At 67.3% G+C, this 24998-nt stretch carries 25 protein-coding genes; 13 read left to right on the top strand and 12 right to left on the bottom strand.

Translation table 11 applies throughout. The features are described from left to right. Nucleotides 1-8: 8 nt before the first annotated feature. Entirely contained in the window at nt 9-2192 is a 2184-nt protein-coding gene (katG, locus tag QH196_RS20720; RefSeq protein ID WP_280417463.1) for a catalase/peroxidase HPI, read from the top strand. A gap of 75 nt (nt 2193-2267) precedes the next feature. Here the strand turns inward: katG and QH196_RS20715 are convergent, their stop codons facing one another. After that, on the bottom strand, nt 2268-2912 hold the full coding sequence (locus tag QH196_RS20715) for a dihydrofolate reductase family protein (RefSeq protein WP_280417462.1): 645 nt from the start codon (nt 2910-2912) through the stop codon (nt 2268-2270). 59 nt (nt 2913-2971) lie between these two features. On the opposite strand from QH196_RS20715, the gene QH196_RS20710 reads away from it, so the two are divergent. Both QH196_RS20710 and QH196_RS20705 read left to right on the top strand, forming a co-directional pair. Beyond that, nucleotides 2972-3508, top strand: coding sequence for a winged helix-turn-helix transcriptional regulator (locus QH196_RS20710; RefSeq protein ID WP_280417461.1), 537 nt, complete (start codon nt 2972-2974; stop codon nt 3506-3508). A 437-nt stretch (nt 3509-3945) separates the two neighbouring features. Further along, a complete protein-coding gene (locus QH196_RS20705; RefSeq protein WP_280417460.1) occupies nt 3946-4422 on the top strand; it encodes an OsmC family protein in 477 nt (158 codons plus the stop codon). Nucleotides 4423-4509: 87 nt separating this feature from the next. On the opposite strand, the gene QH196_RS20700 is transcribed toward QH196_RS20705, so the two are convergent. Both QH196_RS20700 and QH196_RS20695 read right to left on the bottom strand, forming a co-directional pair. Then, on the bottom strand, nt 4510-5049 hold the full coding sequence (locus tag QH196_RS20700; RefSeq protein WP_280417459.1) for a hypothetical protein: 540 nt from the start codon (nt 5047-5049) through the stop codon (nt 4510-4512). A gap of 39 nt (nt 5050-5088) precedes the next feature. Next, nucleotides 5089-5736, bottom strand: coding sequence for an HdeD family acid-resistance protein (locus QH196_RS20695; protein ID WP_280417458.1), 648 nt, complete (start codon nt 5734-5736; stop codon nt 5089-5091). 102 nt (nt 5737-5838) lie between these two features. Between QH196_RS20695 and QH196_RS20690 the strand changes: the two genes are divergently transcribed. The 3 genes from QH196_RS20690 to QH196_RS20680 all read left to right on the top strand — a co-directional run bounded on the left by QH196_RS20690 (nt 5839) and on the right by QH196_RS20680 (nt 9539). After that, the gene (locus tag QH196_RS20690; protein WP_280417457.1) at nt 5839-6156 is read left to right on the top strand and encodes a DUF6191 domain-containing protein; all 318 of its coding nucleotides are present in this window, start codon (nt 5839-5841) and stop codon (nt 6154-6156) included. A 73-nt stretch (nt 6157-6229) separates the two neighbouring features. Beyond that, nucleotides 6230-7447: a TerC family protein gene (locus tag QH196_RS20685; RefSeq protein ID WP_280417456.1), complete on the top strand. Its 1218-nt coding sequence runs from the start codon at nt 6230-6232 to the stop codon at nt 7445-7447. 130 nt (nt 7448-7577) lie between these two features. After that, the gene (locus QH196_RS20680) at nt 7578-9539 is read left to right on the top strand and encodes a S9 family peptidase (RefSeq protein WP_280417455.1); all 1962 of its coding nucleotides are present in this window, start codon (nt 7578-7580) and stop codon (nt 9537-9539) included. Nucleotides 9540-9545: 6 nt separating this feature from the next. Here QH196_RS20680 and QH196_RS20675 read toward each other — a convergent pair whose 3' ends face one another. Next, the gene (locus QH196_RS20675; protein WP_280417454.1) at nt 9546-9908 is read right to left on the bottom strand and encodes an MmcQ/YjbR family DNA-binding protein; all 363 of its coding nucleotides are present in this window, start codon (nt 9906-9908) and stop codon (nt 9546-9548) included. A 75-nt stretch (nt 9909-9983) separates the two neighbouring features. Further along, nucleotides 9984-11111, bottom strand: a complete 1128-nt coding sequence (locus QH196_RS20670) for a hypothetical protein (RefSeq protein ID WP_280417453.1) — start codon at nt 11109-11111, stop codon at nt 9984-9986. Between the two features lie 230 nt (nt 11112-11341). Between QH196_RS20670 and QH196_RS20665 the strand changes: the two genes are divergently transcribed. After that, nucleotides 11342-12538 (top strand): tyrosine-type recombinase/integrase, encoded by a 1197-nt coding sequence (locus tag QH196_RS20665; RefSeq protein ID WP_280417452.1) that lies wholly within the window; start codon nt 11342-11344, stop codon nt 12536-12538. Nucleotides 12539-12576: 38 nt separating this feature from the next. On the opposite strand, the gene QH196_RS20660 is transcribed toward QH196_RS20665, so the two are convergent. Genes QH196_RS20660 through QH196_RS20650 form a run of 3 tightly spaced genes read right to left on the bottom strand, consistent with a single transcriptional unit; the run spans nt 12577 to nt 15245 of the window. Beyond that, nucleotides 12577-13467: a class I SAM-dependent methyltransferase gene (locus tag QH196_RS20660; protein ID WP_280417451.1), complete on the bottom strand. Its 891-nt coding sequence runs from the start codon at nt 13465-13467 to the stop codon at nt 12577-12579. A 48-nt stretch (nt 13468-13515) separates the two neighbouring features. Beyond that, nucleotides 13516-14208 (bottom strand): ABC transporter ATP-binding protein, encoded by a 693-nt coding sequence (locus QH196_RS20655; RefSeq protein ID WP_280417450.1) that lies wholly within the window; start codon nt 14206-14208, stop codon nt 13516-13518. Next, a complete protein-coding gene (locus QH196_RS20650) occupies nt 14205-15245 on the bottom strand; it encodes an ABC transporter permease (protein ID WP_280417449.1) in 1041 nt (346 codons plus the stop codon). The genes QH196_RS20655 and QH196_RS20650 overlap by 4 nt, the downstream gene beginning before the upstream one ends. Nucleotides 15246-15469: 224 nt before the next feature. On the opposite strand from QH196_RS20650, the gene QH196_RS20645 reads away from it, so the two are divergent. Both QH196_RS20645 and QH196_RS20640 read left to right on the top strand, forming a co-directional pair. Then, nucleotides 15470-16684, top strand: coding sequence for a sensor histidine kinase (locus QH196_RS20645; protein ID WP_280417448.1), 1215 nt, complete (start codon nt 15470-15472; stop codon nt 16682-16684). Further along, on the top strand, nt 16681-17307 hold the full coding sequence (locus QH196_RS20640) for a response regulator transcription factor (RefSeq protein WP_280417447.1): 627 nt from the start codon (nt 16681-16683) through the stop codon (nt 17305-17307). Before QH196_RS20645 ends, QH196_RS20640 begins: the two co-directional genes overlap by 4 nt. Nucleotides 17308-17319: 12 nt before the next feature. Here QH196_RS20640 and QH196_RS20635 read toward each other — a convergent pair whose 3' ends face one another. Continuing rightward, on the bottom strand, nt 17320-17469 hold the full coding sequence (locus tag QH196_RS20635; RefSeq protein WP_280417446.1) for a hypothetical protein: 150 nt from the start codon (nt 17467-17469) through the stop codon (nt 17320-17322). A gap of 78 nt (nt 17470-17547) precedes the next feature. Between QH196_RS20635 and QH196_RS20630 the strand changes: the two genes are divergently transcribed. Then, a complete protein-coding gene (locus QH196_RS20630) occupies nt 17548-18054 on the top strand; it encodes a hypothetical protein (RefSeq protein ID WP_157116113.1) in 507 nt (168 codons plus the stop codon). A 238-nt stretch (nt 18055-18292) separates the two neighbouring features. Here QH196_RS20630 and QH196_RS20625 read toward each other — a convergent pair whose 3' ends face one another. Next, on the bottom strand, nt 18293-19144 hold the full coding sequence (locus QH196_RS20625; RefSeq protein WP_280417445.1) for an alpha/beta fold hydrolase: 852 nt from the start codon (nt 19142-19144) through the stop codon (nt 18293-18295). A 109-nt stretch (nt 19145-19253) separates the two neighbouring features. Between QH196_RS20625 and QH196_RS20620 the strand changes: the two genes are divergently transcribed. Further along, complete coding sequence (locus QH196_RS20620) at nt 19254-20048, top strand: SDR family NAD(P)-dependent oxidoreductase (RefSeq protein ID WP_280417444.1); 795 nt, start codon at nt 19254-19256, stop codon at nt 20046-20048. Between the two features lie 371 nt (nt 20049-20419). Continuing rightward, a complete protein-coding gene (locus QH196_RS20615) occupies nt 20420-21871 on the top strand; it encodes an amidase (protein ID WP_280417443.1) in 1452 nt (483 codons plus the stop codon). A 119-nt stretch (nt 21872-21990) separates the two neighbouring features. On the opposite strand, the gene QH196_RS20610 is transcribed toward QH196_RS20615, so the two are convergent. Beyond that, nucleotides 21991-22608, bottom strand: coding sequence for a TetR/AcrR family transcriptional regulator (locus tag QH196_RS20610; RefSeq protein WP_280417442.1), 618 nt, complete (start codon nt 22606-22608; stop codon nt 21991-21993). A 256-nt stretch (nt 22609-22864) separates the two neighbouring features. On the opposite strand from QH196_RS20610, the gene QH196_RS20605 reads away from it, so the two are divergent. Continuing rightward, nucleotides 22865-23779, top strand: a complete 915-nt coding sequence (locus QH196_RS20605) for a quinone oxidoreductase family protein (RefSeq protein ID WP_280417441.1) — start codon at nt 22865-22867, stop codon at nt 23777-23779. A 248-nt stretch (nt 23780-24027) separates the two neighbouring features. On the opposite strand, the gene QH196_RS20600 is transcribed toward QH196_RS20605, so the two are convergent. Beyond that, a complete protein-coding gene (locus tag QH196_RS20600) occupies nt 24028-24924 on the bottom strand; it encodes a LysR family transcriptional regulator (protein ID WP_280417440.1) in 897 nt (298 codons plus the stop codon). Nucleotides 24925-24998: the final 74 nt, after the last annotated feature.

Raw genomic sequence — 24998 nt, 5'->3', positions numbered from 1 at the left:
GGAAAGCAGTGTCCGAGACCACCACAGGCCAGTGCCCGTTCGCGGCCAAACACCCCACCACGGGTGCCGGCAACCGTGACTGGTGGCCCAACCAGCTCAACCTGAAGATCCTGCGCAAGAACGCGCCCGCCTCGGATCCGATGGAACCCGATTTCGACTACGCCGCGGCGTTCAAAACCCTCGACCTCGGCGAGGTCCGCAAGGATATCGCCCAGGTCCTGACCACCTCGCAGGACTGGTGGCCCGCCGACTTCGGCCACTACGGCCCGCTGATGATCCGGATGGCCTGGCACTCGGCCGGCACCTACCGCACCATCGACGGCCGCGGCGGCGGTGGTGGCGGCCAGCAGCGGTTCGCACCGCTGAACAGCTGGCCCGACAACGGCAACCTGGACAAGGCCCGCCGGCTGCTGTGGCCGGTGAAGAAGAAGTACGGCAAAAAACTGTCCTGGGCCGACCTGATGATCTTCGCCGGCAACGTCGCCCTGGAAACCATGGGCTTCACACCGTTCGGTTTCGCCGGTGGCCGCGCCGATGTGTGGGAACCCGACGAGGACGTCTACTGGGGCCCCGAATCCACCTGGCTCGGCGACGAACGCTACAGCGGTGAACGGGACCTGGAGAACCCGCTGGGCGCGGTTCAGATGGGCCTCATCTACGTCAACCCGGAAGGCCCGAACGGCAACCCGGATCCGCTGGCCGCGGCCGTGGACATCAAGGAAACCTTCGGCCGGATGGCGATGGACGCCGAGGAAACCGTCGCGCTCATCGCCGGCGGCCACACCTTCGGTAAAACCCACGGCGCCGGTGACGCCGACCTGGTCGGCGCCGAACCCGAGGCCGGATCCATCGAACAGATGGGCCTGGGCTGGAAGAGCGCCCACGCCTCCGGTAAAGCCGGTGACGCCATCACCAGTGGCCTGGAGGTCACCTGGACCACCAAACCCGCGCAGTGGACCAACGACTTCTTCGAGATCCTGTTCGGCTACGAATGGGAACTCACCAAGAGCCCCGCGGGCGCCAACCAGTGGGTCGCCAAGGACGCCGAGGAAATCATCCCCGACGCCCACGACCCGGGTAAGAAGAAGAAGCCGATGATGCTGACGACGGACCTGTCGCTGCGCTTCGACCCCGAGTTCGAGCCGATCTCGCGCCGCTTCAAGGACAACCCGGAGCAGTTCGCCGACGCGTTCGCCCGCGCCTGGTACAAGCTGACCCACCGCGATATGGGCCCGATCGAACGCTACCTCGGCCCCGAGGTCCCCGCCGAGATCCAGATCTGGCAGGACCCCGTCCCCGCCGTGGACTTCGAGGTCGTCGACGACACCGATATCGCCGCACTCAAGGAGCAGGTCCTGGCCACCGGCCTGACCGTGCCGCAGCTGGTGTCCACCGCGTGGGCGTCGGCGTCGACCTTCCGCTCCAGCGATAAGCGCGGCGGCGCCAACGGTGCCCGGATCCGGCTGGAACCGCAGAAGAGCTGGGATGTCAACGAGCCCGAGCAGCTGGGCACGGTGCTGGGTGCGCTGGAGAAGATCCAGGAATCCTTCAATTCCGCCCAGACCGGCGGTAAGAAGGTATCGCTTGCCGACCTGATCGTGATCGCCGGCGCCGCCGGTGTCGAGCAGGCCGCCAAGGAAGCCGGTGTGCAGGTCACCGTCCCGGTCACCCCGGGCCGCAACGACGCCCTGCAGGAGCAGACCGATGTGGATTCGTTCGCGGTACTCGAACCGCGGACCGACGGTTTCCGCAACTACATCGGCAAGGGTCACCGGCTGCCGCTGGAGCATCTGCTGATCGACCGCGCGAACCTGCTCGGTGTCACCGCACCGGAAATGACCGTGCTGGTCGGCGGCCTGCGCGTCCTGGGCACCAACTACAAGCAGTCGAAGTACGGCGTGCTCACCGACAACGTCGGCGTCCTGAGCAACGATTTCTTCGTCAACCTGCTCGATATGGGTGTGGAATGGAAATCGACCGACGAAACCCAGGAGACCTTCGAGGCACGCGATAGCGCGACCGGCGCGGTCACATGGACCGGCACCCGCTACGACCTGGTGTTCGGCTCCAACTCCGAACTGCGCGCCGTCGCCGAGGTGTATGCGGCCGACGACGCCAAGGAGAAGTTCGTGCACGATTTCGTCGCCGCCTGGAACAAGGTGATGAACGCGGACCGGTTCGATCTGGCCTGATCCCGTCCACCCGGTTCACCGGCCGGCCGGACACTGTGCCCCGGATATCTTCGGATACCCGGGGCACAGTGCTGTTCAGCGGCGCCAGAACAGATGGTGCACGACACCGCTGGCGCTCGGGACCTTCTCCAGGTGGAACCGGTCGAGCAGTTCCTCGGGTCGCTCCCACAGGCGTTCGCCTGCACCGAGTTCATTGGGCGTGACGACGATATGCAGCGTGTCGATCAGGTCCGCGGCCAGGAATTCGCGGACGGTCCGCACTCCCCCGCCGATACGTACATCTTGGCCGTCCGCGGCGGCGAAGGCCTGCTTCAACGCATCCTCCGGGGTGGTGTCCAGGAAATGGAAGGTCGTATCGGAGAGGGTGAACGACGGGCGCGGGTGGTGGGTCAGGACGAACACGGGGGTGTGGAACGGGGGTTCCGCACCCCACCAGCCCTGCCAGTCGTCGTTCTCCCAGGGGCCACGCTGCGGACCGAACTTGTTGCGGCCCATGATCTCCGCGCCGATATTGCGGGCGAAATCGCGGGTGAAGTAATCGTCGAGGCCGCGGGTGCCGCCGGGGTCGGTGCGGTTGGGCCAGCTGGCGGTGGCGCCGGCCCACGCCATCATGGCGGCGGGATCGGCGTGCCCGAACGGACGCTCCAGGCTCTGGCCGGTACCGGCTCCGTAGCCGTCGGCGGAGACGGTGAAATTCTGCACGCGGACGAGTGGGCTCATCGAAGACTCCTTCTGCTTTCACTATGCAACCAGTTGCAAACCTAGTCTAGACTGATCTCATGACGCAACCAGTTTCTCCGGAGGTTTTGTCCGTGGCGCCCGGCAAATCCGGCTGCCCGATAAACATGACCATGGAACTGCTCGGCGATCGATGGAGCCTCATCGTGCTGCGCGACCTCATGTTCAGCACCAACACCCACTTCCGGGAACTGCTCGGCGCCTCCATGGAAGGAATCGCCTCCAACACCCTCGCCACCCGCCTCACCAAACTCGTCGACGCCGGACTACTCACCCGCGACGACGACCCCAGCCACCGGCAGAAAGTCGAATACCACCTCACCGAAGCCGCGATCCAGCTCATCCCCCTGATCACCGAACTCGGCGCCTGGGGCGCCCGCTGGCTACCCACCACACCCGAACTCGCCATCCGCGCCCGCCTGCTCGCCGACGGCGGACCAGAACTCGGGCAACGATTCATGAACGAACTCCGCGATATCCACCTGCACCGGCGACCGGCACCCGAGAACGGCGTGCTGGCCGAACTGACCGCCGCCTATCAAGAGATCGCCCGGGCTTCCGAACACAGGAACAAATGAGCGAATCTGCGACCGCCCAGCAGGCCGCGCCGCGCCACCGGGCCGGTAGGGCCTGAAATCGTGCACGCCGCGCTTCACTCACCCGCCAACACGGTGCCACCGCGGCCTGGGCCGTCAGATCGGTGACCTCGCCGACAGCCCCGGCCTTGCCACTTCCTGCGTGTAGACCCGCGGCGACGGACATATCGCCGCCGGAGTCGGCGGCCGGGAATCGCATGTGCTGCAAGCACTGGTCAACGGCACCGACGCGGTATATACGCCGCCCTGACCACAGAGGGACGCGACGAATGGGTTGCGTGTACTGCGACCCCCGGCGCGCGGCGATCGCGGCCGGTGGGTTCCCGTGGATCAACCCCGATAGGGCTCGACCCCGGGGAGGTAGCTGCCCCGAGCCGATCGAGTCGACGAACCCGCGCCGGCCCGGCAGGATCGCGGATATGGCACGGACCCACCACTACGAATGCCGCACCGACTGGACCGGGGCGGGCACGACCGGAACCGTCGACTACCGCTCCTACGAACGGTCCTATGTGACACGGTCTCCCGGCCGACCCGATCTGCACGGCTCCGCCGACCCGGCGTTCCGCGGCGACGACACCCGCTGGAACCCGGAACTGCTGCTCGTCGCCGCGCTGAGCCAATGCCACCTGCTGTGGTACCTGCACCTGTGCGCCGTCAGCGGGGTGACAGTGCTGGAATACCACGACGAAGCGCTCGCGACGATGGCGGAAACCGCCGACGGCGGCGGGCATTTCACCGGCGTGGAACTGCGGCCGGTGGTGACGGTCGCCGCCGCCGATATGGTCGGCCGGGCCCGTGACCTGCACGGCGACGCCGCGGCCAAATGCTTCATCGCGGCCTCGGTGAACTTCCCGGTGAGCCACACCCCGCGAGTGGAGGTCGCCGGCGGGTGATCCGGGCTACCGGCGAGACCCGGGTCCACGGCGGCATGGAGCTCGCCCGGCGCGGCGCCGCTGCCGACCGGGCAGACACCGCGGCATCTACCAAACCAAAGTGAGTTCCGGGATACGGACCCGGCCGAAGAACCGTTTCGCGATATCGCTGCCGTCGAAGTTGTAGCCGTTCATGATGTCGGCCAGTTCGGTCGCCAGCTCCTGCAACTGCGGACTGACCCGTTCGATACCGTCCTCGACGACCCAGCCCCATTCCCGCGGCACCCTGTCGATGGTGATATCGATACACGCATGATGCGGCAGATCCACGGTGATCTCGATCTGCACCGGCGCATCGCCGAGCGGGTCCCGGATCGCGGGCTCACCGACCCGCGTCTGCGGCGCGAACATGATCCGCCCGAGCGCGATATCGGCCCGGATCATCTCCGCCACCGCCGGCAGATCCGCATGTTTACCGACCCGGTGATGACGGTCGCCGTAGGTGCGGTCACCGACCGGAGCGCCACCACTGCGGGCCAGCAGCCGATCCAGCATCCGCTGAGCGGTCGCCCGCTCGTCGGCCCCGGTGTTGGGGTGCTCGATAAGAGCACGCAGGCGCATGATCCGATGGCTCGCAATGATCGCCATAGCAGGAAAGAGTAGCGAAACCCGGACCGATCCGGCGGTTCAGTCCGAGGCGCGTCTCCCCGAACCTCCCGCGCTCGCGATCACCGACGTCAGATGCTGCTCCGGTGTCAGTGTGTCCGACTCCGGTGACCGCACCGCCAGCGGGGAACGCAGCGCCGTCCACACTTCCAGCGCACCGAACGCCGTCATACAGCACCCCGCGACCGCGGCCAGCATCTCGATACTGTCGAACGGTGCCACCGCGATCACCAGGCCCGCGGCCAACGTCACCAAACCGAACAGCTCCTGTTTCCCCTGACCGGTCACTTCGTCGTCGTCCCACACCCCCGCCACGGCATGCGCGATCCCCCGCACCGACCACGCCAACCCCAGCCACATCGCCAGCAGCAGCGTCCAGTTCCCCGCCCGGAAACACAGCGTCGCCGTCACCAGCGACACCACCGCCGCCAAGAACAGCAGGGTCCGCGGGAAACGGCCCAGCTTGCTACCGAATGCCACCGTCGCCAGCGACACCGTGCCGCACAGCAGCGAGAACATGAACAGATTCCCCACCGCGCCCAGCGATTTATCGGGCCATACCACCGTCGCGACCCCGATCACGACCGAACACACCCCCATCGCCAGCACCGTCTGGCGTACACCGCGACCGAACACCGGAGCGGCCCCCGCTTCCTCGTAGGTCGGCATAGCTGAATGATATGGGCCGACAGCCCGGATTGCCGAACAGTTGCCCCACCCGCCTGTCGCCGACCACCCACCCGGCCGCTCCCACCGCCGTAGAATCAGCCGGTGGGAATCGTATGGGCGATGACCTTGCCCGGCCTGGTATGCCTGCTCATCGGCCTCGCCTTCGCCGAAGTCCTCATCAGTCGTATCACCGGCGGCCGAGCCCTGCCGTGGAACCGCGGCCGCCGCGCACCCGCCGCCGCCACCGGGTTCGAAGAAGTCTCCGCCCTGTTCCAAGGAACGAAACATATCGAATTCGAGCAGCGCAAACACAGTCTGATGCACCGCGAGGACCACACCGACGGCGCCCCGCCACTCGCCTACGATCCCGGCGCGAACCGGGTCACCATCCGGGCCGGGGCCGGCGACACCACGCGCTGAACCGCAACCCGGCGCCGCCCGGGCACTACAGTCGCAGCGAGACACGTTCGAGGGCACCAGTCAGGAGGCCGTCGTGACCGTTCCCGCGCTGGTATGGGGCTGCACCCTCGCACTGATCGCCGGACTGTTGCTGTTCGACTTCTTCTTTCACGTCCGCAGCGCCCACACCCCGTCGCTCACCGAAGCCGCGGTGTGGTCGGCCGCCTATATCGGTGTCGCGGTGGCGTTCGGGTTCGCGGTGTGGGGGTTCGGCGGATCCGATATGGGCCTGGAGTACTTCGCCGGTTACATCACCGAGAAAGCGCTCTCGGTGGACAACCTGTTCGTCTTCCTCATCATCATGACCACCTTCCGCGTCCCCAGCGCCGCCCAGCAGAAGGTGCTGCTCGTCGGAATCGTGTTCTCCCTCGTGGTGCGCACCGGATTCATCTTCGTCGGCGCCACCCTCATCAACCGGTTCGCGTGGGTGTTCTACCTGTTCGGTGCCGCCCTGCTCCTCACCGCCGGCAATATGCTCCGCCCCGAAGGGGAGGACAGCCACGCCGGCGACAATATCGTCCTGCGGCTGGCCCGGCGCTTCCTGCGCACCAGCGACACCTACGACGGCGACAAACTGTTCACCACCGTCGACGGCCGCCGCCATATGACTCCGATGGTGCTCGCCATGGTCGCCATCGGCGGCACCGACGTCCTGTTCGCCCTCGACTCCATACCCGCCATCTTCGGGCTCACCCAGAACGTGTTCATCGTCTTCACCGCCACCGCGTTCTCCCTGCTCGGCCTGCGCCAGCTGTTCTTCCTGCTCGAAGGGCTGCTGGACCGCCTGATCTACCTCGGGTTCGGTCTCGCCGCGATCCTGGCGCTCATCGGCGTCAAACTCGTCCTGCACGCCCTCCACGAAAACAACGTCCCGTTCATCAATCATGGCGAACCGGTACCGGTCACCGAGATCTCCACCGGCCTGTCGCTGGCCCTCATCGTGCTGATACTGGTGGTCACCGTCGTCGCGTCCCTGCTCAGCCCCGCCGGGCGTGCGCAAACCGCCGTCGGGAATGCCCGCCGCCACGCCACCCGCTACCTCGACCTCGGTTACGAAGCCGACCAGACCCTGCGCGAACGCACCTACAACAAGATGCTCGGTGAAGAGAAAACGCTCGCCGGACTGCCCGCCAAATACCGGCGGCGCATCCGCGAAGGCGAAACCGAACTGGTCGCACTGCTCGAACGAGCGCATATCGTGCACGCCGACCGAATCGCGCGGATCGAAGCGGGGCTCCCTCTGCGCATGTAATCCACAATCTGGAACCGGCACCGGGCGGGAACGTGGCCGGGGACACGGCGCGCCGGGGTTGAGTATGCCGCTACGTCACAGTGTTGAGTCGGTGACGACATCGTGAGCAGGAACAGAGGGAGCGCGCCATATGACCATGACGACCGGAGACCCGACCGACCAGCGACCGGCCCTGATCGATATCGACACCTTCTTCGCCGACCCGCACTTCGCGAACCCCTCGATCTCCCCCGACGGCACCCGCATCGCCTACCTCGCCCCACACCGCGGCCGCCGCAACGTCTGGGTCCGCGATATCGACGCAACCCACGACGACGCGATCCCCGTCACCCACGACACCCGCCGCGGGATCACCACCTACTACTGGACCGACGACCCCCGCTGGCTGCTCTACCTGCAGGACACCGACGGCAACGAAGACTGGCACCTGTATCGCGCCGACCTCGACGACCCCGGAGCTCCCGCCGTCGACCTCACCCCGATGGACCCGGGGTCACGGGTGGTGGGCGCCGAGGACCTGCCGTCGATACCCGGCAGCGTGCTGGTCACCATGAACCGGCGGCCCCTGTTCTTCGATATCTTCCGCATCGACGTCGCCACCGGTGAAACGACCCTGCATCTCGAACAGGACGAACCGACAGCCACCGTGCTGCTCGACCGCGCCGGTGCGCCTGTGTTCCGCACCGCGCTCACCGCGGACGGTGCCGTCGAGATCTCCGCGATCGACACCACCGGCCGGGCACGGCAACTGCGCCGGCTCGGTGGCGCCGAACACCCGATGAGTGTGCACCCCCAGCAGGTCACCGCCGACGGGAAAGGCCTGCTCGTCGGGTCCTTCCAGGACGGCGACAACCTGCGGCTGGTCCGCATCGACCACGAGACGGGGGCGGACACCGTGGTCGCCGCGGTCGACGGCCACGACCTGGACCTCAGCGGGATGATGCTGCCCGGCGTGCTGCCACCCCCGGTCCACACCCATCGGCGCACCGGCGAAATCCTCGCCGCCCGCTTCGTAGCCGGCCGCCCCCATCTCGAGATCCTCGACCCCCATTTCGCCGAAATCCACGCCCAGCTGCAGAAACTGTCCGATGGGGTGCTCGGAACCCTGTCCGGCGACGACTCGGGGCAGCGCTGGATCGCCACCTTCGTCCACGACCGCGACCCCGGTGTCACCTGGTTCTACGACCACACCACCGGCCAAGCCCGCCGCCTGTTCCGGTCCTACCCGGACCGCGCCCCGGAAACCATGGCCCCCATGCAACCCGTCGACTTCCCGGCCCGCGACGGGCTACCCCTGCACGGCTACCTCACCCTCCCGGTCGGCGTGGCACCCCGCGACCTCCCGCTGGTACTGGTGGTGCACGGCGGGCCCTGGTACCACGACTCGTGGGGGTACAGCAACGATGTGCAGTTCCTCGCCAACCGCGGCTACGCGGTACTGCAGGTGAACTTCCGGGGGTCGCTTGGCTACGGGAAACGGCATGTCACCGCCGCGATCGGCGAATTCGCCCGCGCGATGCACGACGACCTGATCGACGCGGTCGACTGGGCCGTCTCCGAGGGGTACGCCGATCCCGGCCGTATCGGAATCTACGGCGGCTCCTACGGGGGTTACGCCGCCCTCGTCGGTGTCACCGTCACCCCGGACCGTTTCGCCGCGGCCGTCGACTACGTCGGGATCTCCGACCTCGCCAACTTCCTGCGCACCCTGCCACCGTTCACCCGCGCCTACAGTGTCAACAACTGGTACCGCTACGTCGGTGACCCGGAGATCCCGGAACAGGAAGCCGATATGCTGGCCCGCTCACCGATCACCATGGTCGACGAGATCCGCACCCCGCTGCTGGTCGCCCAGGGCGCCAACGATGTCCGCGTCGTGCGGGCCGAATCGGACAATATCGTGGCCCGGCTGCGTGAACGCGGCGTCCCGGTGGAGTACCTGGTCGCCGAGGACGAGGGACACGGTTTCGACAACCCGGAAAACCAGGTCATGCTGTACCGCGCGATCGAACAGCATTTCGCCCGCCACCTCGGCGGCCGCAGTCCCGAGCAGGACTCGCCGGCGCCCGCTACCGGCAACGCAACCCCTTAGCACGGGCTACAGCTGGTCGAGGAGAGCCACCAGCGATTTCGGCGCCACCACCCGGTAGGCGTCGGTGACGATTTCGGCGACCTCCGCCCAATCCACCGGGACATCCAAGTACACACCGAGCCAGCCGCGATGCCCCACATACGGTGGCCGGAAAAACCGCTGTGGTTCCGCCGCCACCAGCGCCTCCTGCGCGCCCGGCGGGGCCGCGCACCAGAAACCCAGCCGGTCGTCGTGATGGTGATCGGCGTAGGTGACGAACGTTTTCCTACCACGCACGAACCAGGTGGGTTCGCCGTGGCTGAGCCGTTCGGTGGTTTCCGGCAGCGCGGTGCACAGCCGGCGTAGACGTGGCAGCGGGTCCTCGGCCATGAGGCCACGGTAGCGTCCTGGAACGAGTTCGGCCGGGTGGCCCCGGAGGGGGAACGATCCTGGATGGTGCCGCGATTACACCGGATCCGGTTGGGTGTGTGACGCCGCCCGCTCCGACAGCAGGGTGTCCAATTGCTGTTCCGCACGCTCCGCGCGGGCCAAGGTCTGCGCGCGGGCCTGATCGAGTGCCTCGATACGTTGCGCGGTTTCCGTACGCACCTGCTCGACGGCGGTGGCGGTCTCGGCGCGGGCCGCGGCCAGATCCGCGGCCGCGGTGCGACGAGTGTCGGCGAGGTCCTGCCGGACGGTGTCGTACTCGGCGCGTAGCCGCTGCAATTCGGTGCGTGCTTCCCGGGCTGCTTCCTCCCGTTCGGTGGCCGACCGTTCGGCCCGTTCCAAGGCGCGCTCGGTATCGGCGGCCCGCTGTACGGCCAGGTCCCGGTCGGCGGTGGCCGCCTTCACCTTCTGGGTGTTCTCCCGGTCCGCGCGTTCGATATCGGCGTCGGCGGCGCGGCGGGCGCGCTCGATTTCCCCGGCGCATTCGGCGCGGACCCGCTCGATCTCGGCGGCGGCCTCGTTCCGGGCGGTCCGGATATCTTCCTCGGCCGCGCAGCGGGCCGCGAAAACGTCGTCGGCGGCGCGGGTGGTGACGGCCTCCACCTCGTGCAGTGCGTCGTCGCGGGCGATTTCGGCGGCCGCGGTCTGTGATCGGGCTTCCGCGATGCGGGCTTCGGCGGTATCTGCGGTGGCTGCTGCGTCCTCGGCTGCTTCCTCCGCGCGGATCCGGGCCTGCTGTGCGTCGCGGCGTGCCTGTTCGGCGGCGGCCGCGGCCATTTCGGCTTCGGCGATACGGCGCGCGGCGTCGGCTTGTACTGCCTGAACCTGCGCTTCGGCTGCCGAGGGGTCGGCCAGTGTCGACATTTCGGTGACTGCGGCGTTGAGGGTTGTGCCGAGTTGTTCGGCCAGGTTGCGGAATTGAGTGAGTAGTTCGTCGGCGCGGAGCCGGGCGGCGGTGACCGGGCCGGTTTGCGTCACGGTGACGGAATCGGGCTGGGGGTCGGCTTCCTGTTGTAGCCGTTGCCTTTCGCGCCAGGCGCGCCATCGCGTGTGCTCGGGGCGATCGCAGTATTCCGAGGGGCGGCCGGGGCCGGAGGGGCGTGGGATGGGCTGGGTGCAGCCGGGATAGTTGCAGGTTGTCGGCACCCGGGAATCGTAGCGTTGGTTTCGTCGAATCAAACGGTATGACACGAAACGAAACTCGAAGTAGGCGTGCGGGGCCCTGTGGAGACCCTCTCAGGCCTAACCGCCGATAAGTGAACATTATCGGCGGTTAGGCAGGTAGGGTTGCGGGAGATTCGTTCCCGATCAATACGTTTCGTTACGTTCGGTCGAACGCAACGTATTGCGTGACGCAATTACCGACGAGGAGAACCGTGACCGAAACAGCCGTCGACCTACCCGACACCGTGCGCACCGAACTCCGCCGCGGCGTCACCAGCGTCCTCGTCGACACCGCCGCACTACGTAACGTCCGCGAACGCTTCGACACCGAACAAGCCACCGCGCTCGGCCGCTACCTCACCGCCTCCCAATCCCCCAACACATTGCGCGCCTACCGCACCGACTGGATCGCCTGGGCCGCCTGGTGCGCCCGCGAAAACCGCACCGCCCTCCCCGCCGACCCACTCGACGTCGCCGTCTACCTCGCCGCCGCCGCCGACGCCCGCACCGCCAACGGCCGCCACGCCTACAGCCCCGCAACCCTCGAACGAAAATCTGCCGCCATCGCCGCCGTCCACGCCGCCAACGGACTACCCGCGCCCACCCGCAGCGACGTCGTCCGCCTCACCCTCCGCGGAATCCGCCGCACCCGCCGCACCCGGCCCACCCGCAAACGCCCGATCCTGCTGCACACCCTCGGTGAACTCCTCACCGGCCTCCCCGAACCCGGCCGGCCCGGCGAACCCGCCCGCCGCCGCGACACCCTGCTCCTACTCCTCGGCTTCGCCGGCGCTCTGCGCCGCAGCGAACTCGCCGCCCTCCGCATCGCCGATATCCACTTCGGCACCGACCACACCACCGGCGAACCACTCCTGCTCATCCACCTGCCCACCACCAAAACCGACCCCACCGGCATCACCGAACAACACGTCGCCCTGCCCCGCGGCAGCCAAGCACACACCTGCCCCATCTGCGCCTGCGCCGACTGGCTACACCTACTCGCCGCCCACACCGAAAACCCCCGCGGCGTCCACACCTGGATCGACGAAAACCCCATCGGCGAACCCCACATCCACCGCTGCCACAGCTACCACCCCGACCCCCGCCTCACCCCCGCACAACCCCTGTTCCCCGCCGTCAACCGCCACGGCGGAATCGGCGCCACCGCACTCTCCGGCCGCGCGGTCGCCGAAATCGTCAAACGCTACGCCGCCCGCGCCGGACTCGACCCCACCCTCTTCTCCGGCCACTCCCTGCGCGCGGGCTTCGCCACCCAAGCCGCCCTCGGCGGCGCCGCCGACCGCGAAATCATGCGCCAAGGCCGCTGGAGCAACCCCCGCACCGTCCACCGCTACATCCGAACCGCCGACCCCCTCGCCGACAACGCCGTCACCAAACTCGGCCTCTGACCAGTGCACCGAAGCACTGGGCCCGGGCGAGGGGATCCTCAGCGGCTCGCCCGCAGTACGCGAACCGGGCGCAGCGCCTCCGGCGGCTCACCCGCGAATTCCGCGGATCCGTCCAGATACCCGGCGATCAGGTCCGCGGCAGAGCGGTCTTCGATATCGGTGAAGCCGAGCGCACGCAACTGCGCCGCGACGTCGTCAGGAGTGAAGTAGCTGAACCAGGGTTCGCCGACAGCGGCCGCTCGATGTGCGCGCGCCTGCAACTGTGCGCGATCCGCGTCGGTACGTGCCGACTGCAGGTAGTCGAAGACCACCTCTACCGGCGCGGAGTGGGAAGCAATGTATTCGAGGGTGGCGCGGACGGCATCCGGAGTCAGATAGAAGACGACACCGAGCCACACGAAGACGGCCGGATCGGCCCGGCCGAATCCGGCGGCCGCCAATCGTTCTGCGAGTGTGTCGGTTTCGAAGTCGACCGGCACGAAAGTCACCTGTTCAGGCAGGTCGAAACCGGATGCGGTGAGGCGTTGCTGTTTCCACGCTTGGGTAGCAGGGTGGTCGACCTCGAATACACGCAGACCAGGATGCGGGTTGCGGTAGGCGAAGGTATCCAGGCCCGCCCCGAGGATCACGACCTGTCCCACACCGGCAGCAGCGGCCTCGGCCACCCGATCCTCGGCGAAACGGGCACGGGCAGCAAAGAACAGGCGACGCGGCCGATCACCGACACCCAGCCGCAGGATATCCATGCCACCACCGCTACCAGGACGATCCACCGCCGGCCGCCCCAATTCGGCCAGCTCATCCACCGAGACACCCAGCAGACGTGCCGCCAGTGGATCGGCAAGAATCCTCGGCCGGTCGAAAACGTGATGGTAGGCACGGGCGTAGGCAGTCACGAGCGCTGTCCGGCTCGGTCCCTCGATATCCATGCTCGACAAGCTACTGGCGTCATCGCTTTCCCTTTCCTCCGCACCGGCTCAGCGGAAACCGTGAGCTGTCGCCGGCGACCGCAACCGGCCGTCGTGCACCTCGGCAACCTGGTCGGCGACAGCGAGATGGGCCCGATCATGGGTGACCAGCACCGTGGCGCTGGACCGCTGATGGGTCAGGCCGGCGATCAAATCCAGGACCGCGGCGCCGCGGTCGTGATCGAGGGCGCTGGTGGGCTCGTCGACCAGCAGCACCGTGGGCTCGTTCATCAACGCCCGCGCAATACCGACACGCTGCCGCTGGCCACCCGAAAGCTGGTGCGGACGACGCCCCGCCACCTCCGCCAGGCCGACCGCATCCAGCAGCTCCATCGCCCGCCCACGTACCGCACCCGGTGTACGGCCATCGATATGGGCCATCACCTGCAACTGTTCGACAGCGGTCAGCGAGGCGATGAGATTCGGCTGCTGGAAGACGATCCCGATCGTGCTGCGGCGCAGATCGGTCAGCTCACTACGGCGCAGACCCGTGGTCGACGTACCGTCGATGACCACCGTCCCGGCGTCGGGAGTGATCAAGGTAGCCGCGACAGCGAGCAGACTCGACTTACCGGAACCGGAAGGACCGACCACCGCAGTCAGACTTCCCCGGGGAACCTCCAGGCCGACCTTGTCCAAAGCCGTCAGACGATTGTCACCGTCCGGATAAGTAAGAGTGATATCGATCAGATTCAGGCTCATCGGGCGCTCCCCAAAGCAGTCAACGGGTCGACAGAAGTAATGCGACGGACAGATACAGCGGCGCCCACAGCACCCACCAGAACCATCACCGCCGCCGGAACAAGGACAGTGGCCGCAGTGAGATGGAACGGAACAGCGGACCCGGCGATGAACACACCCAGCCCGGCAGCAAGAGCTGTGCCCAGCAATGTGCCACCCACCAGCAGCACCACAGCTTGAGCGAGCGCATCCACCAAAAGCCCGGCCGTAGTGGCACCGAGTGCTTTCAGCACCGCGATATCGCCGCTACGCTGCACCGTCCACACCGTGAAGAACGCCCCCACGACGAGAGCCGAGATCACGAACAGGAACCCGCGCATCAACTGCAAAGAGCCGTTCTCCGAGGTGTAGGAACCGATCGCCGACAACGAATCGCCGACACCGACAGTCTTCGTTCCGGCGCTCTCGTCGACGGCCGCCACATCTGTCCCGGACGCGGTCTTCACAGCGACAACCGACGCCGCCGGCTCCACACCCGACTCCGCGGGTGGCGCGATCTCCCGCCACAAATCCAGGCTCGCCCACACCACCGGGGTATGACTGAAATAGGCATCGCCCTGCACGGCAGCGACCCGCAGCCGCTGCCCGGCCACCGTGACGAAATCACCGGCGCCCACACCCAGATCCGACGCCGCCGGCGTGGACAACACCACCGATCCGTCATCGATACTGCCGCCCTCTGGGGCGAGACCGGATCCGGGACGCACACCGAACACCGACACACCGGCACTGCCTGCACCGGCCGCGGCGGCACGGGTGGTGGTGATCCCCAGCGGTTCCGCAGCCTCCACACCGGGCGCCCCCGCCCACTCCTGCCACTGCCCGGCAGTGACCGAGGAACCCGTAAACGACACATCCTGGCCTTCCCCCGGGGCGGAAAAAACGATCAGATCCGCGGGTAGCGATGTAATCGCAGAAATATTCTGCCGGCCCAGCCCGGCCGTGAGGCCGGACAACAACCCGACCAGTAGCGTGATCAGCACGATCACAGTCCCCATCAGAGCGAAACGCCCCTTGGCGAACTTCAGATCTCTCCAGGCAACAAACACGACCTCGGCCTGTCCTCTCCGACGGTGGAAAACGGTACGACTCCACCCTCGCCGCCCAGCCCGCCCCGCACATCCCGCGCCGGACGGCACTTCACGCACCGAAAGACACCACCCGAATTCCAACTTTCGACAGAGGTCGCCCGAAGGCCGGACTCCGTAGCCTGGAAAGCACCGTGAACACCACCGCACACGAGCCGACCCCCACCACCCGGGCCCTTGCCTGGTGCCTGCACCTGCTCATCCTCGGGTTGCTCGCCCTCACCGCGGTCCGCGCAATCAGCCAGCACCAAGCCCACGCCGCGGCGATCACCGCGGCCGCCACGATCTGCGCACTCGTGTACACCGCCGGACCGCTGCTGCCCCGAATCCGCCGCTCCCGGCCCGCCACGACCTGGTGGCTCACCGCCGTAGGCGCCATATGGCTCGCACTGCTGGTCCTGTCCCCGGACGCCGTATGGGTCGCGTTCCCGCTGTACTTCCTCCAACTCCACCTGCTACCCCGCCGCACCGGACACCTCGCCGTCACCGTCACCGCCGCAGCGGCCATCATCGGGTTCGCCGCCCACCAGCACTCCTTCACCCCCGCCATGGCGATCGGCCCCGCACTCGGCGCCGCCGTCGCCGTCGCCGTCGTCCGCGGCTACCAAGCCCTGTACCGGGAAAGCGAACAACGCAGACGCCTCATCGACGAACTCACCACCACCCGCGCCGACCTCGCCCGAGCCCAGCGCACCGCCGGAATGCTCGCCGAACGCGAACGCCTCGCCCGCGAAATCCACGACACCCTCGCCCAAGGACTGTCCAGCATCCAGCTCCTGCTGCGCGCCGCCGAACGCGCCCTACCCGACCGGCCCGGCACCGCCGCCCGCCACGTCGGCCAAGCCCGCCAAGCCGCCCAGGACAACCTCGCCGAAGCACGCCGCTTCGTCGCCGCCCTCACCCCGCCCGCACTGGACAACACCACACTGGCCGACGCCCTCGAACGACTCTGCGACACCACCAGCGCCCGCCACCGCCTCGACGTGACATTCCACCGCACCGGCGACCCGGGCCCACTGGCCATCGCCGACGAGATCGCACTCCTGCGCATCGCCCAATCCGCGCTCGCCAACACCGTCCGCTACGCCGACGCCACCACCGCCGACATCACCCTCGGATACCTCGACGACCACATCACCCTCGACATCACCGACAACGGCCGCGGTTTCGACCCCACCCACCTCCCCGCACCCGAACCCGAACACGGCGGATTCGGTCTCGCCGCGATGCGCGCCCGCGTGCACGCCCTCGGCGGCTCCCTCACCATCGAATCCGCACCCGGCCACGGCACCGCACTCGCCGCCCGCATACCCCGCACCCCACCGACCGAACCCGAGGTCCGCCCGTGACCATCCGACTCCTCCTCGCCGACGACCACCCCGTGGTCCGAGCCGGGCTGCGCGCCGTACTCGAAACCGAACCGGGCCTGCTCGTCGTCGCCGAGGCCGCCACCGCGCAGGACGCCGTAGACCGGGCCGCCGCAGGCGATATCGACGTCGTCCTCATGGACCTGCAGTTCGGCAAAGGCATGGGCGGCGCCGAAGCCACCGCCCGGATCACCGCCCGGCCCGGCGCACCCCGCGTTCTGATCGTCACCACCTACGATTCCGACGCCGACACCCTGCCCGCCATCGAAGCCGGCGCCACCGGATACCTCCTCAAAGACGCCCCACCCGAAGACCTCGCCGCCGCCGTCCGCACCGCGGCAGCCGGCCGGACCACATTGGCGCCCGCCGTCGCCGACCGGCTCATGAACCGGCTGCGCACACCCGGCCTCGCCCTCACTCGCCGCGAAACCGAAGTACTGACCCTCGTGGCCGGCGGCCTGTCCAATCAGGCCATCGGCCGGCGTCTCCACCTCACCGAAGGCACCGTCAAATCCCACCTCGCCCGCATCTACACCAAACTCGGTGTCGACTCCCGCACCGCCGCCGTCGCCGCGGCCACCGACCTCGGCCTCATCCGGCGCTGAAGTACGCGCAGATCATGTCGGTGTGGTCTCGATCGGGCATCGCCCCGCGACGGGGGTGCGCATATCGGCCGCCCTGGTGGCACCGTCACGTCCGATAACCGCGAGCAGGCGCGCCACCAGCGGGTATGCAGTGTGTTCGGGATGGAATCGCAGGGTTGCCACCGGGCGCTGCTGTGCGAGGATATTGAGCGCTCCACGAGTCAGTCCGTTTCAAAAACCCCCCTTTGGAAGGATGCTCAGATGGCGCAAGACACCAGTACCGCTGCCACCCGCACCAGCACCAGCAACGGCAGTGGTCAGCAAGTCCAGAGCCTGGAAATGCTGCGCATGGGCCTGGACGAAATCCGGCAGGAATCCCAGAGTGCGCGGCAGTACGCCCAGCAGGCGCAGAACCTCGCCCGCCAGGTGCAACAGCAGGCCCGGCAGGTACAGCACCAATCCCAGATCGCGCAGAGCCAGGCCAACCAGGCCGCGCAGCAGGCCCAGCAGGCCCGCCAGCAGGCTCAGCAGGCACAGAACCAAGCACAGCAGGCACAGAGCGAAGCCGACCGGTCACAGAGCCAGGCCCAGCAGGCCCAGGCCGACGCCAACCAGGCCAACCAGCGCTGCCAGTCGGCGCAGGACCAGGCCGACCAGGCCGCCTACCTCGCCCAGCAGGCCGAGGAACAGTCCACCCGGGCCCAGGACCGCGCAATGCAGTGGGAACTGCAGATGCACCAGATGCGCCAGCAGGTACGGCAGATGTAGTGCATACCGGGCAACCGCAGGGCAGCAGCCCTGTATGCCTTCGCGGGGCCCGGTGTCTCCACCGGGCCCCGCCCCGTACGCCGGCCTGGTGAACCAGCAGTGGATTCCGGTACGGACAAACGACGCAGCTCACAATTGCGCTTTTGATAATTGCCGCGTGTCTCGGTCGACGTCTACCGGCCGGACATATAGCCGAGCACGGCAGACAATTCACCGTCCCGGCGCAACGACCACAGGATTACCACGAGCCGCCGATGCGGTCGAGGATTATTCCGGAGAGCGCATCGGGTGCCTCCTCGGGGATCCAGTGGCCCACACCCTCCAGCACCTCCAAGCGGTATTCCGCATCCACATACCCTGCTGCCGCGTCCACACCGGACCGCGCCACAGCCAGATCGGCGTCGCTCCACACGAAAGTCGTCGGAACGCCCACCGCGGGAACCGCACTCCAGGAATTACCCGCCGCGCGATACCAGTTCAGCGCCGCCGTCATCGCCCCCGGTTCCCGGAGCCGGGCAATATGCTGTGCCGCCTGCACCGCCGGAACCTGATCCCCGAAACCGGCACGCAAACCCGCGCAATCATTCGCCAGCAGCAGATCTTCGGGCGCGTCCGGTTGCTGGAAAAAGGTCATGTACCCGGATTTTTCGGCCTGCACCGGATCGGTCTCGCGGGCCCGGGCGAATGCCGCCGGATGCGGCACCGACACCGCGGTCAGCGAAACCACCCGCTCTGGATGCCGGGCCGCCACATCCCAGGCCACGATCGCGCCCCAATCGTGGCCGACCAGGTGAACTCGCCGCAGGCCCAGCGCATCGCAGAGGCCGACGATATCGGCGCGGAGTTCGGAAAGACGGTAGGACGCGATATCCGCAGGACGGGCTCCGGGCGAATAGCCGCGCTGTTCCGGCGCATAGGAGCGGATTCCGTGGGAGCTCAGGTGTTCGGAAACGAAATCCCAGGACGCCGCGCTCTGCGGAAACCCGTGCAGGAGCAGCGCGTCCGTGCCGTGTACCGGCTCACCCGGGTGGACCCGCACCTCGAAATCGAAATCACCGACATGCACCGTGCGAAGTTCACCCGTGGACATGGCTGCATGCTAGCCAAACGCCGGACGAGCTGCTAGACAGCTGTATAGATATATGTCCGACTACCGGCGCGGGGCACGCCCGACCCGGCATCGACACGGAGGAACCGCCATGAGCACACCCCGGCAGAACGCGATCATCATCGGCGGCGCCTCCGGAATCGGCTGGGCCACCGCCCAACTCCTCGCCGCCCGCGGCGATACCGTGATCATCGCCGACCTCGACGGCGTCGCGGCCGGTACCCGGGCCACCGAACTCGGCGGCAACGCGACCGGGCACCAGGTCGATGTCACCGACGAACAAGCGATGCGAACCCTCTTCGACACCGTCGCCGCCGAACACGGACCGATCGGCACCGTTGTCGACTGCGCCGGAATCTCCCACCCCGGAACGATCGCCGACCTCTCCCTCGCCGACTGGAAAGCCACCGTCGACGTTTGCCTCACCGGAGCCTTCCTCACCGTCAAGAATGCCGCTCACACAGTGCGAGACGGGGGATCCATCGTGCTCGTCGCCTCGCTCAACGGCCGGCAACCGGGCGTGGGGATGGGCGCATACTGCTCGGCCAAGGCCGGAGTCCTCATGCTCACCGAGGTCGCCGCCATGGAACTCGCACCCCGCGGCATCCGCGTGAACGCGGTCAACCCCGGGTTCGTCCACACACCTCTCACCTACGGTGCGACGCTCGTGCCGGGACTGGTCGACGAATACATCGAGAACACACCGCTGGGGCGCGCCGGCACACCGGAAGACGTCGCACGCACGATCACCTTCCTCGCCTCCGGCGACGCCGGTTGGATGACCGGCGCGGCGATCGACCTCAACGGTGGCGCACATACGATGCGGTACCCGAACATCGTCGAACGAGTCGCCGAGATGACCGCTACCGGAACTGAATCCGAGTGAGGTAGGAACCCCCTCCTCTCGTTGTGTTGGAGTGAGTTGACCTTGTTGGCGAGAGATAAGGAAGAAATAATCATGTATAGATGCGCATATCCGCGTAGCGCTCTATATCAGCTTCGGTTCTTGTTCTTTCGAGGGCTCCACCGGTCACTGTCGTTCCGGAAACCCTGATATACAGAGTCTGAAGTTGCGCCTCAGCTGGATGCTGTCCATTGCTCTCCCGCGCGGGTTCTACTCCCCTACCCCGCCTGCCACCATCGGTCCCACCGCGCGGAGCCATGGTCAGAGAAGAGTGCAGCGAGAATTGAGACATCTGTCCTGTTGTGCGAAGCGCTGTTTTATGGCCCCCGCGGCAGGCCGATAGCGTCGGATTCATGGAGTGGAATATGCAGCCGGCCGAAGAAATCGCGGCAGCCTTACGTGCCGGGGCGGTGACATCGGTGGAACTGACCGACGAGGCGATCGCGCGTATCGAGCGCGACGACAAGGTGATCAACGCGATCTGTGTACGGGACTTCGAACGTGCACACGCCGCGGCGCACAATGCAGACCGGGCACGCGCCCGCGGCGAGGAGCGGCCGTTGCTCGGTATTCCGGTGACTGTCAAGGAGAGCTACCACATCGCCGGACTGCCCACGACCTGGGGCATGCCCGCACAGCGGGACTATATGCCGGCCGAGGACGCGCTACAGGTATCGCGGTTGAAGGCAGCCGGCGCGGTGGTACTCGGAAAGACCAATGTGCCGGCGATGCTGCGTGATATCCAGAGCTTCAACGAGATCTACGGCACCACCAGCAACCCGTGGGACCACAGCCGCACATCGGGTGGGTCGTCCGGCGGTTCGGCCGCGGCGCTGGCCGCCGGATTCGGTGCGCTGTCCATCGGCTCCGACCTCGCCGGTTCACTACGCACCCCCGCGCATTTCTGCGGTATCTACGCGCACAAGCCGACACTCGGGCTGGTGCCGACCCGCGGCATGGTCGCACCGCCCGCGCCCGCCCTGCCGATCGATCTCGACCTCGCCGTCGCCGGCCCGATGGCGCGCACCGCCCGCGACCTCACGCTGCTGCTCGACGTGATGGCCGGACCGGACCCGCTCACGCACGGCATCGCCAACAACATCGCACTGCCGCCCGCACGGCACGAGCGGCTGTCGGATTTCCGGGTCCTGATCATCGAGGATCATCCGCTCATTCCGACGGGATCGGCGGTGCGGGCGGGCGTGCACCGGGTCGCCGAGGCGCTCATCGACGAAGGCGCTCGAGTAGAACGACACAGTTCGCTGCTACCCGACCCGGCCGAAGCGGCGACGCTCTACATGCTGCTGATGATGTCGAACGCGGCCGCAAGCCTTCCCACCGCCGTGTACGACCGGCTACAGACCCACGCCGCCGCCCTGAGCGCGGACGACCGGAGCCTCGATGCGGCACGCCTCCGGGGCATGGTGCTGCGCCACCGCGACTGGGTCGACGCAAACAACCGCCGCGAACTCCACCGCCACGCCTGGCGGCAGCTGTTCACCGAATTCGATGCCGTGGTGTGCCCCATCACCCCGACACCCGCCTTCCCGCACGACCACCACGAAGGTCTGGAAAACCGTCACATCGATATCGACGGCGTCGCATACCCGTACTACGACCAGCTCGTCTGGGCCGGCGTGGCCACCATGCCCGGCCTGCCCGCCACCGCCATACCCACGGGCCGGTCCCCCGAGGGGCTACCGGTGGGAGTACAGCTCATCGGGCCGATGTTCGAAGACCGCACACCACTGCGGCTGGCCGAACTCCTCGAGCAGAAGATCGGCGGCTTCCAGGCACCCGGATAGGGCGGACTACCGGGTGCCCGTCGATAGCGATGTGGTCCCGGAGAACGCCCAGAGCCGGGCTACGTCGCCGTCGAGCGGACACACTCACCGATTGCAACGACACCGCGATCCCGCGCATGTCAAGCGACGGCGTAGTCGCCGAGGGCGGGCTCGAGCAGATCGAAAACCTGGTTTGCCTCGTTGAGCACGATGGCAACGATGCTCTTGCGTGGCTGCCCCCGGAGGGTGAGCTCCTGGACACGCTGGAACAGCAGACGGTGCGCGGCACCCAATTGGGCGGCGGCGGCGCGGCGGGTGATGTCGTCGCCGGGCAGCACGTCGGCGAGCGCCTGCTCACGCAGTTCGTGGAGTTCCCGCAGCCGGGCTACCAGTATCGGGCTGTCGGCGATCATACGGCAGAAATCGAGACCGGAGAATCCCACCAGTGCGTCGAAACGCTGTGCTGCGGAGGTGAATTCGCTGCGCAGGGCCGACAGTGCGGACTCGCCGGGCATGCGGGCGATCACAATGTCGGCGAGCGAGGAGACGAAGTGCTTGTGGATGTCCAACGCAATGTCCTCTTTGCGCGGAAAGTAGTTCGTGACGGTCTTCTTCGCGACCCGTGCCACCGCGGCGATCTCGGCGATGGTCGTCGCCTCGAATCCACGCTCGATGAACAATCTGGTCGCATGATCGGAGATCGACTGGCGGGTCTCGCGCTTCTTGACCTCTCGCAGGCCGAGCGGCTCAGTACTCACAAACCCAGAATATACCTCCATCCTAAATTTACTATTGACCTATTAAATGCCTCCACCATAAACTTACGTCGATAGTAAGATTCCGGAAAGGAGGGTGAGATGCTGCCCCGAAACAGTTGCTGAACGCCCCTCGGTAAGGGCCCCGAGCAAGAAGCGGCGGAGCTGACGCCCAGACCGGGCGGCAGCTCCGCCAGCTGACGAGTGACCAGTTCTCGCCGGGGGAATCCCCGGTATCAACACCCGAAAGGCATGCTCAGTGCGAAAATTTCGCTTCTCCGGCGACCCGCAGCCAGTCGAGGTACCGCAGCCGGAGCCCGGCCCCGGCCAGCTGTTGGTGCGCACACAGTTGGCCGGTGTCCACCTCGGCCTGGTGCGAATGCTACGAGCGGGCGACGCGTCCGAACCAGGCGGTGAGATGGTGGGCACGGTGGTCGATATCGGTCCGGAAGTCCCCGGCACGTGGCTGGGCAAGCGGGTCGGCGGCGTGGTGTTCGAAGGGGTCTACGCCGAGTATGTGCTCGCCGCACCGGCCCTGGTCACCGAACTACCCACCGACGTCGATGCCGCCGACGGTCTCGCGATGGTCCGCGGTGGCCTGGTAGCGATGGGCGCTGTGCATTCGGGTGGCCGCGTCGCAGGGCAGTCGGTGCTCATCACCGCGGCCGCCAGCGGATCCGGTCATCTGGCAGTACAGATCGCACGCGCACTGGGCGCCGGACGTGTTGTCGGTGCGGTCGGGACAGCGGACAAAGCCGGGTTCGTGCGGGCATGCGGTGCGAATGCCGTGCTGGCGTACGACGATCCATGGGGCGAGCGGTTCGACGTGATCGTGGACGGTGTCGGCGGCTCGCTGGTGCCACGCGCAGTCACGGCGTTGGCTCCCCGCGGCAGGCTGGTGGCCTACAGCGCGGGTGGCGGCTCGGTCGAGGTCGGCAGCTTGCTTGCGGACCTGAAGACGATCACCGGATTCTCGGTGGGGCTGTTGGCCCGCACGCAGCCGGAGCTGATCGAGTCGTATCGGTCTCAACTGTGGAAGTGGCTGGCCGAAGGCGTGGTCCGGCCGCAGCACACGGTATTCGCGGTCGACCGTCTCGACGAGGCGATCGCGTCGATCGAGGAACGACGCAACATGGGGCGCGTCGCACTCCGGATGGACGCCGCCACAACGTGAGCATCAGGCGTCGGCGCTTCGCCCGACTGCTGCCTGCAGGTCTCCCCCGCGGGGCCTCCACTCCCTGCCCACTACCCTTTATAAGGTGCTGCAGTCCCCTCCCCTGAAAGCGGATCACGCAGAGTCCGGCCGATCAGGGGCGCCCCCGGCGAGCATCGCCCCGGTCAACGCACCCGGCCACGGATGGCATTGACGACAACCACCGATACGGCCGCAGGCTGACCGGCCACCCGTCAAGCGCGACCCGGTCACGCCGGAGACGGGTGGCGGGCGACGAAATCGCGGAGGCGGGCCACGGCCGGGGTGGGGCGGTGGTGCCCGGACACCAGGCCGATACTTCGCTCGACCGGGATGCTCAGCGCGATGCGGTGCAGGTCCGGGTGCGGTGTTTCGGGTTCGGGAAGTAACGCGATGCCGAGATTCCGGGCGACGAGGGCGCGTAGGGTGTCGAATTCGGTGATCTCGAATACCACCTTGGGGGTGAACCCTGCCGCGGCACATTGCGTATCGAGTAGATGCCGTAGGTGGTAAGTCGGTGGGTTCGCGATGAACGATTCCCCGGCGAGAGCGGAGAGTTCGGCGGTACCCTGCCCGGCCAGCCGGTGATCGCGGCCGACGTAGAGGTGGATGCGCTGGTGCCCCAGGGTGATCGCGGGCAGATCTGTGGGAGCAGGGATCATCACCGCGAGGTCCAGCCGGCCGTCGCGGATCATCTCCGCCAAGGCCTCACCATGGGCCTGGACGAGATAGAGCCGGATCCGTGGTGCGCTGCCGTGGAAATCCGCCAGCAGCGACGGGATGCTCACCGGACCGAGGGTGAGTGGGAACCCGAACCGGACCAGGCCCCTGTCGGGGTCGGCGTGGCCGCGCACCACTGTAACCGCGTCGTCCAGGGCACCGACCAGATCCCGGGTGCGATCGAACAGTTCGCGACCCGCGGCGGTGAGTGCGATACCGCGGCCCAGCGGCTGGAAAAGCGGCACACCGACCGACCGCTCGACCGCTTTCAGGCGCCGGCTCAGGGAGGACTGCGGAACACCCAACCGCTGTGCGGCCCGGGTGATATGGCCCTCGTCGGCGGCGGTGGCGAACGCGGCCAGCAGCGGAACCAGCTCCTCTGTCTGCGACCTGAACGAATCATCCATATATGGATGATATTCGAGCAATATTGGCCGTAGACGGATTGCTGCCGGTGGCGCCACGATACGTGCACACGCCC

It is taken from the genome of Nocardia carnea (assembly GCF_029868325.1).
Lineage (GTDB): Bacteria > Actinomycetota > Actinomycetes > Mycobacteriales > Mycobacteriaceae > Nocardia > Nocardia carnea_C.
Note: the sequence above shows the minus strand (reverse complement) of the source record. Positions and strands in the feature narration are given on the sequence as shown.

Excerpts from the sequence above, each read along its gene's own strand:
- QH196_RS20660 (WP_280417451.1), bottom strand. The coding sequence starts at position 13,467 with ATGGATATCGAGGGACCGAGCCGGACAGCGCTCGTGACTGCCTACGCC.
- QH196_RS20675 (WP_280417454.1), bottom strand. The coding sequence starts at position 9,908 with ATGGCCGAGGACCCGCTGCCACGTCTACGCCGGCTGTGCACCGCGCTG.
- QH196_RS20625 (WP_280417445.1), bottom strand. The coding sequence starts at position 19,144 with ATGTCCACGGGTGAACTTCGCACGGTGCATGTCGGTGATTTCGATTTC.
- QH196_RS20680 (WP_280417455.1), top strand. The coding sequence starts at position 7,578 with ATGACCATGACGACCGGAGACCCGACCGACCAGCGACCGGCCCTGATC.
- QH196_RS20600 (WP_280417440.1), bottom strand. The coding sequence starts at position 24,924 with ATGGATGATTCGTTCAGGTCGCAGACAGAGGAGCTGGTTCCGCTGCTG.
- QH196_RS20705 (WP_280417460.1), top strand. The coding sequence starts at position 3,946 with ATGGCACGGACCCACCACTACGAATGCCGCACCGACTGGACCGGGGCG.
- QH196_RS20630 (WP_157116113.1), top strand. The coding sequence starts at position 17,548 with ATGGCGCAAGACACCAGTACCGCTGCCACCCGCACCAGCACCAGCAAC.
- QH196_RS20615 (WP_280417443.1), top strand. The coding sequence starts at position 20,420 with ATGGAGTGGAATATGCAGCCGGCCGAAGAAATCGCGGCAGCCTTACGT.
- QH196_RS20710 (WP_280417461.1), top strand. The coding sequence starts at position 2,972 with ATGACGCAACCAGTTTCTCCGGAGGTTTTGTCCGTGGCGCCCGGCAAA.
- QH196_RS20700 (WP_280417459.1), bottom strand. The coding sequence starts at position 5,049 with ATGGCGATCATTGCGAGCCATCGGATCATGCGCCTGCGTGCTCTTATC.
- QH196_RS20650 (WP_280417449.1), bottom strand. The coding sequence starts at position 15,245 with ATGGGGACTGTGATCGTGCTGATCACGCTACTGGTCGGGTTGTTGTCC.
- QH196_RS20655 (WP_280417450.1), bottom strand. The coding sequence starts at position 14,208 with ATGAGCCTGAATCTGATCGATATCACTCTTACTTATCCGGACGGTGAC.
- QH196_RS20620 (WP_280417444.1), top strand. The coding sequence starts at position 19,254 with ATGAGCACACCCCGGCAGAACGCGATCATCATCGGCGGCGCCTCCGGA.
- QH196_RS20695 (WP_280417458.1), bottom strand. The coding sequence starts at position 5,736 with ATGCCGACCTACGAGGAAGCGGGGGCCGCTCCGGTGTTCGGTCGCGGT.
- QH196_RS20715 (WP_280417462.1), bottom strand. The coding sequence starts at position 2,912 with ATGAGCCCACTCGTCCGCGTGCAGAATTTCACCGTCTCCGCCGACGGC.